This window comes from Paenibacillus ihuae, assembly GCF_001368795.1.
Taxonomy (GTDB): domain Bacteria; phylum Bacillota; class Bacilli; order Paenibacillales; family Paenibacillaceae; genus Paenibacillus_AQ; species Paenibacillus_AQ ihuae.
The window spans coordinates 345,068-351,504 of the sequence record NZ_LN831199.1 but is presented as its reverse complement, the minus strand read 5'-3'; the positions used below and the strand labels follow the sequence as shown (position 1 = coordinate 351,504).

Sequence of the window (6,437 nt, the reverse complement as noted above, 5' to 3'; positions counted from 1 at the left end):
AACAGGGACTCCAGGGTTCCGAACTGTTCAGCAATCATGAGCGGAGCATGGTTGCTGAGCATAATGCCCCCGGAACCTACACGGATGCTCTTGGTTCCGGCAGCCACATGTCCGATAACGACAGAGGTAGCCGAGCTGGCAATACCAGTCATATTATGATGTTCCGCCAGCCAATAGCGGTGATACCCCCAACCTTCGGCATGGCGTGCTAAATCTAATGTGTTATGCAGTGAATCCGCAGCTGTTCCGCCCTCCACAATCGGAGCGAGATCCAGCACGGAAATGGGAATGTCCCGCAGTTGTTTCACAATAATCCCTCCAAGTTATAGACTTAAGCATCTTACAGCAGTATTTGCAGCTATGAATTGATCTACCCGGTAATTATAACATGAAATAATATTATTTACACACTTTAAGTAAGTTTGTGGTCGTGGGGAAGTGAGTAAGGAATAAGAAGCGAAGAGGCGAGGATGGATGAAGGCGAGGAGAGGAGATAGAGATCTATAGTACTGTTTTGGATATGAAGGCTACGGCGTATGCTCTATGGATAGTCCAGCGGCTGATGGATTGGCTTATCCGAAGGGCTGGACTTGCCTGCCAAAAGCTTAGTAGGAAAACCTCCAACTAATTCATCCATTTTCGCCTGAAAGCAGAATATATATGGAATTCCTCCAGTAAAATGCCTGTAATCTGCTGATTTTGATCCATAGAGAAGAAAATAGTTGGAGAAAATCCAATTAAGTCCTGCCCGGGGCCCGACGAGAGAAAAGTAGATGGAGAAATTCCAACTACTGAGATCAAGGAATGGTTAGCTAAGCATCCACCAGCTCAACCTAGCAAGCCACGACACGCCGAAGCGAACTTTCGGCCAGCCGCACTGTTCCGCCTCAGGAACTACAGAAAGCTTCCCTCAGTGATGGCCTTTTTCGTTCAGATGCGGCTAGGGCAGCTGCAGAAGCTAATTTGAGAAGCTTTTCAGAGTTGAAGGGCTTGGTCTATAAAAATTGTAGCTTGCTCAATAGAATGGGTATAGAAATAGCTCAATAACATTCAAAAAAATAAAATGTAAGCGTTTCAAAAATTCTATTGTCAATTTAGGGAGACCTTGTTATAATCGTTTTGAAAAGCTTTTCTAAAAAGGAAGTTACGTCTATGAAACCAACAATTAAAGATGTCGCCAGATTGGCGGAGGTGTCGATCAGTACCGTATCCCGGGTAATGAATGCGCCGGAGACGGTAGTACCAGGCAAGCGCAACAGGGTCATTGAGGCCATTAAGGAACTGAAGTATCAGCCCAATGCGTTTGCGCGCGGGTTAATTTACAAGAAGTCTTTTACACTTGGCCTGCTCATTCCCGATATTGAGAACCTGTATTTTGCAGGAGTGATCCGCGGGATGCAGGATGCCTGCATTAAGCTCGGTTACAGCCTGATGATCTGCAATACCGACCGTGACAAGGAGCGGATGCTGTCCTATATCGATACTTTCCATGAGAAGCAGGTGGATGGGATCGTGTTCGCCAGTGATGTGCTCTATCCGGAATATTATGAGAAGCTGGTGGATTGCAGAATTCCTTTTGTGCTGGTGTCTTCGCATTCTGATGAATACGAGGTTCCATCTGTAGAGGTGGATGATGAGCTGGCGGCTTACGAGGCCGTGAAGTTCCTTATCGAGCTGGGACACAAGGAAATCGGCATGATCGGCTTCAATCACGACAATTCGGTATCCGGACCGCCGCGTGTTGCCGGGTTTGTCAGAGCGCTTACGGAATCCGGGCTGGAGCGGAATGTGGAGAAGATCAAGTACGCCAACCACCGTTTCGAGCATGCCTATCAGGCATCGCATGAGCTGTTCAGCGATTACCCGGAGCTCACCGCTGTTTTCTGTGTGGCTGATGAGTTCGCTATGGGGACGATTTCGTATCTCAAGGATCGCAATATCCTGGTGCCGGGGCAGGTATCCGTAATCGGATTTGATAATTTGCGGATGTCCGGCATGTTTATTCCCAAACTAACGACCATTGCCCAACCAATCTACCAGCTGGGCTACCGGGCCGCCGAGAAGCTGCATGAATTGCTGACTACCGGCAGTGTTGCTGTAATGAAAGAAAAAATGGAGCATAAGCTAATTGTGAGAGAATCCTCCCGGGAGAAATAAGCTGATGCCGGTCTGTATGATGAAACGCCGCTGTCTTTGTATAAGGATAGCAAGGACGTTTCCATTCTAATATGAAAAGCTTTTCAGATGTCCCGCCCGTAAGGATCACCGCAATAAAGCCTGATTTAACAGTATTTAATGACGGTTTATTTCGACACCTTAAGAGGATCTTCTACAGTTCACTACTAAATTTAAATATTGAAATAAAAAAGAGAAAATTATGCGGGGTGATGGTTGGAAACGCATACATTATATGATAATATGGAAATGTAAGCGTTATATTGTAGTCTCGGTGATGAGCATATTTAGGCAGAAACCAGGTTATGTACCTATTTTTGAAAAGCTTTGCAAGGAGGTGGTTCAGCGGGCAGACGAGGGAGATTCCCGGAAACAGGCAGACAAAATGCAGTCTCTAATACAATTATAAGGGGATGTATGAAAACATGAAGAAAGCTCCAGGACGTAAACTGTCACTCGCTATGGTGCTGTGTTTATCCTTTACCATGATGCTGAGCGGATGCGGCGGAAATAACAACAATAATGCTGCCGCACCAACCGATCCGCCGACTGCAACAGAAGCACCGGCTACTGATAACAACCAGCCATCGACAAATAATGCAGGAGGCACAGCAACCGGAAGCCCGCTGGAATTAGCGATGAAAGGTGAATATAAAGGAACCAAAGTAACGATGTTCGGACCATTCGTGGACGCTGACCAAGTAAAGTTTGAGAGTAGTATCAAAGAATTCGAAGAAAAAACCGGCATTGATATTCAATATGAAGGCTCGAAAGAGTTCGAAGCTACAATCAACATCCGGGTTGATGGCGGCAATGCCCCGGATATCGCCGATTTCCCGCAGCCGGGCCTGCTCGCCTCTATTGCCAAAACCGGCAAGGTGGTTGACCTGACGGGTGTGCTTGATCAGGAGAAGCTCAAGGGCAATTACAATCAGAGCTGGCTCGACATGTCCACCATGGACGGCAAAGACGGCAAGATCATGGCCGGGATCTGGAACCGCAGCAATGTAAAGAGTCTGGTCTGGTATCCGAAGAAGCAGTTTGATGAAGCAGGTTATACGGTTCCACAGACCTGGGATGAGCTGATGGCGCTCACGGAGCAGATTGCCAAGGATGGCGATCCGGCATGGGCGATCGGCATTGAGAGCGGTGCAGCTACAGGCTGGCCGGCAACGGACTGGATCGAAAATATCATGCTGCGTACAACAACACCGGAGAATTATGACAAGTGGGTCAGCGGCGAGCTGCCGTTCACTTCTCCGGAAGTGAAAAACGCAGTGGAAATTATGTCTAAGATCTGGCTTAACAAAGATTATGTATACGGCGGCACCAAATCGATTGTAACTACAGCCTTCGGCGACGCGCCGAAGCCAATGTTCGAGAATCCGCCAAAGGCCTGGTTCAACCTGATCGGAAACTTTATTACAAGCTTCTTCCCGGAAACGGCTAAGGTTGATGAAGACTACGACTGGTTCTACCTGCCGCCGATTGATGAGCAGTACGGCAAACCGGTACTCGTAGCCGGTGACATCTATGCGATGTTCAATGACCGTCCGGAAGTGCGTGCGGTTATGGAATTCTTCACCACAGGCGAATCGATCAAGAGCTGGGTACAATCAGGCGGCGTAATTGCTCCAATGAATGACGCTTCGCTCGACTGGTACCAATCCGAGTCTGACCGCCGGATGGCAAAGCTGGTACAGGATGCTTCGACCCTGCGGTTTGACGGCTCCGACCTCATGCCGGGTAAGGTGGGCGCGGGAACATTCTGGAAAGGCATGACGGACTACGTGAGCGGTACAGCTACGCTGGATCAGGCGCTGGAACAGATTCAGTCCGGCTGGAACAACTAAGAGTAAGAGGTAAGGCAGGCAAATCTCAGGAACACCATGGTTTGGAAGAGGGGCAGACTGCTGTGAATGACACCCTGCCCCTCTTTTTATTTGTTTGACCGCTTACGAAAAGAGTTTTGCTGCACAAAACCAAGCGTATGCTTACGAGGCAAGTTTTGCTGCGCAAAACTTATAGGAGGAGCTACTATGGATGCACAAATAAAGGCGAAGCCCGGGGCTACGGGTACGCAGGCCAAGCAGAGAATCAGTGCCAGGGCGGTGCTGTTATCACTCGGTGTGCTGCTCGCGAACATCGTTGTCAACGGGCTGATCTTCATGTTTTTCCGTGATTCCACGCTTAATCCGCTTCTGACTGCCGTTCTGGCGGTGCTGTGGGGCGTGTTGGGTGTTTATCTGATCTACTACACCCTGACCTGGGCCGTTGAACAGTACCCTGATCATATCCGCAGAAAGGTGCTTCCCTATATTTTTATCGGACCTGCGGTCATTATCCTCGGCTGGCTGTTAATCCTGCCGGCGCTGCGGACACTGTACTTAAGCTTTTTCAACGCTTCTTCAGAGAAATTCGTGGGACTCAGCAACTATGCAGCGATCTTCAGCGACCACTTGATGGCTACGGCACTGCGCAACAATCTGCTGTGGGTGTTTGTCGGCACGCTGGCCTGTGTCTGCTTCGGGCTGCTCATTGCCATTCTGGCCGACCGCAGCAGCTACGAGAAAATCGCCAAATCGATCATTTTCATGCCAATGGCCATTTCTTTTGTCGCCGCAGGCGTTATCTGGAAGTTTGTCTATTATTATCAGCCGGGTGATGAGCAGATCGGACTGCTGAACGCGATGGTCACTTATTTTGGCGGTGAACCGCAGGCCTGGACGAGTATGCTGCAGCCCTGGAATAATTTCTTCCTCATTATCATCCTGATCTGGATGCAGACGGGGTTTGCAATGGTTATCTTTTCCGCAGCAATCAAAGGCGTTCCTGACGATATTCTCGAAGCAGCACGCGTCGACGGCGCCGGTGAGGTGAAGATTTTCTTCGGAATTATGATTCCGTTCATCTCTTCCACCATCCTCACTGTGACTACAACGATCATCGTCTTTACATTGAAAATATTTGACGTCGTCATGGTGATGACGGGAGGTCAATACGATACAGAAGTAGTAGCGACGCAGTTCTATCGGCAGTTCTTCATGTACCGTAATTTCGGTTACGGCTCTACGCTGGCTATTGTGCTCCTGATCGCAGTATTGCCTGTCATTCTGATTAATCTGCGTCAGTTCCGCAAGCAGGGGGGATTCTAATGGTCGGCAAAAAGAAAAGAAAAGGCAGCAAAACGGTAGTTAACCTTATACTCGGCGTCATCTGCTTCATCTGGCTACTTCCGACACTGGGGCTCTTTATTTCCTCCTTCCGTCCGGCAGCGGATATTCTTCAGACCGGCTGGTGGAAGGTATTCCCCCATCAGGAATGGACGGCAGGCGAGACCTTGAAGCTGTCCAAGGATGTGGATCTGCGGGAGCCGATTGAGGTGAACGGCAAGACCTACAGCGATGACCAGTTAAAAGCGGGCGTGAAGGCGGACGACAGCCGCCTGATCTGGGAGAACCGCCGGGCACGCACAATCAATGTGCAGGAGCAGGGATGGAAAACAGTTCCTGATCTGACGCTCGACAATTATAACAATGTGCTGTCCGGTAAGGAGTATAAACTCAAGGAAGCTGATGGCAGTGAAACGATGCAGAAGGGCACGGGCTTATCGCAGGCGTTCTGGAATACGCTGACGATAGCAGTTCCGGCCACGGTCATTCCGGTGCTGATTGCCTCTTTTGCCGCCTATGCCTTTGCCTGGCTGCGTTTTCCGGGCCGCAAAACTTTATTCGTAATCATCATAGCCATGCTGGTCATTCCGATTCAGGTGGCACTGATTCCGGTGCTGAAGGATTATACGGCGCTCGGGCTGAACGGAAGCTATCTCGGTATCTGGCTGGCGCATACCGCCTTCGGCCTGCCGCTGGTTACCTATTTTATGTATAACTTTATCAGCCAGCTGCCCAAGGATTTGTTCGAGTCGGCGTTTATCGACGGGGCGAGCCACTTCACGATATTCAGCAGACTGATTCTGCCGCTGTCCGTGCCTGCACTGGCCTCCATCGGCATCTTCCAGTTCCTCTGGGTATGGAATGATTATCTGGTGTCACTGATCTTTATCGGCAACCAGCCTTCTGTTCAGGTCATGTCGATGAAGATTGCGGATCTGGTCGGCTCACGGGGCAATGACTGGCATCTGCTGACTTCCGCTGCATTCATCTCGATGCTGATGCCGCTGGCGATTTTCTTCCTGCTGCAAAAGTATTTCGTCAGAGGGCTGATGGGCGGATCCGTGAAAGGTTAGCAGCGAATGGAGGAGA

5 protein-coding genes are annotated in these 6,437 nt (G+C 49.6%); 4 read left to right on the top strand and 1 reads right to left on the bottom strand.

All coding sequences use genetic code 11. The annotated features are described in order from the left end of the window. The coding region (locus AQR02_RS34730) for an MsnO8 family LLM class oxidoreductase (RefSeq protein WP_245237684.1) at window positions 1–311 on the bottom strand (311 nt) is incomplete at its 3' end. An 841-nt stretch (window positions 312–1,152) separates the two neighbouring features. On the opposite strand from AQR02_RS34730, the gene AQR02_RS21205 reads away from it, so the two are divergent. The 4 genes from AQR02_RS21205 to AQR02_RS21185 all read left to right on the top strand — a co-directional run bounded on the left by AQR02_RS21205 (window position 1,153) and on the right by AQR02_RS21185 (window position 6,421). Beyond that, window positions 1,153–2,157: a LacI family DNA-binding transcriptional regulator gene (locus tag AQR02_RS21205; protein WP_054942422.1), complete on the top strand. Its 1,005-nt coding sequence runs from the start codon at window positions 1,153–1,155 to the stop codon at window positions 2,155–2,157. A 443-nt stretch (window positions 2,158–2,600) separates the two neighbouring features. Next, window positions 2,601–4,028 (top strand): ABC transporter substrate-binding protein, encoded by a 1,428-nt coding sequence (locus AQR02_RS21195; protein ID WP_054942420.1) that lies wholly within the window; start codon window positions 2,601–2,603, stop codon window positions 4,026–4,028. A 186-nt stretch (window positions 4,029–4,214) separates the two neighbouring features. Continuing rightward, window positions 4,215–5,330, top strand: a complete 1,116-nt coding sequence (locus AQR02_RS21190; protein ID WP_054942419.1) for a carbohydrate ABC transporter permease — start codon at window positions 4,215–4,217, stop codon at window positions 5,328–5,330. Continuing rightward, window positions 5,330–6,421: a carbohydrate ABC transporter permease gene (locus tag AQR02_RS21185; RefSeq protein ID WP_054942418.1), complete on the top strand. Its 1,092-nt coding sequence runs from the start codon at window positions 5,330–5,332 to the stop codon at window positions 6,419–6,421. Before AQR02_RS21190 ends, AQR02_RS21185 begins: the two co-directional genes overlap by 1 nt. Window positions 6,422–6,437 lie beyond the last annotated feature (16 nt).

Excerpts from the sequence above, each read along its gene's own strand:
- AQR02_RS21190 (WP_054942419.1), top strand. The coding sequence starts at position 4,215 with ATGGATGCACAAATAAAGGCGAAGCCCGGGGCTACGGGTACGCAGGCC.
- AQR02_RS21195 (WP_054942420.1), top strand. The coding sequence starts at position 2,601 with ATGAAGAAAGCTCCAGGACGTAAACTGTCACTCGCTATGGTGCTGTGT.
- AQR02_RS21205 (WP_054942422.1), top strand. The coding sequence starts at position 1,153 with ATGAAACCAACAATTAAAGATGTCGCCAGATTGGCGGAGGTGTCGATC.
- AQR02_RS21185 (WP_054942418.1), top strand. The coding sequence starts at position 5,330 with ATGGTCGGCAAAAAGAAAAGAAAAGGCAGCAAAACGGTAGTTAACCTT.